The organism is Streptomyces sp. SID12501, from assembly GCF_010550245.1.
In the GTDB taxonomy this organism is placed as follows: domain Bacteria; phylum Actinomycetota; class Actinomycetes; order Streptomycetales; family Streptomycetaceae; genus Streptomyces.
On the sequence record NZ_JAAGLU010000792.1, the window covers coordinates 1 to 421 of the forward strand.

Annotated in this window: 1 pseudogene; it reads right to left on the minus strand. The window is 66.0% G+C overall.

The window, feature by feature from the left end:
* Nucleotides 1-247, minus strand: a pseudogene (locus G3I71_RS48485) (hypothetical protein); the annotation flags it as partial.
* Nucleotides 248-421 lie beyond the last annotated feature (174 nt).

A 421-nucleotide genomic window follows, 5' to 3' on the forward strand; every position in this document is an offset into this window, starting at 1 on the left:
ACAGGCGATCGGGGTCGAGCGGCGCGGTCTCGCGGATGTGGTGCTCGTTGAAGAAGGCGGCGACGGCGACCGGGTCGAACTCCTTGTTCCGCCCGCGCTTGCCGATGCTCTTCGGCCAGCGCTCGTGCCGGCCCCACCGGGGGTTCTCGGAGATGTAGCGGGCGCTCATGCCGTAGTGCGCGGCTATCTCGGTGTAGGTGACTCCGATGCGGCCCTTCGGAGGGACGGGAACGCTGTTGTCTGCCATGCGGCCGGCTTCCTTTGTTCGAATTCTATTGCGTAGCCAACCATGCCCGAACAAACAGGAGTTGGACTGACGGCATCCCCTTCGTGGGGGAGGAAATCGACTCGCTCCCGCGGGTGATCGAGACGAACCTCGGGAGGGATGTGCGGCGCACGGTGCGGGGGCGTGCGTAGGCGA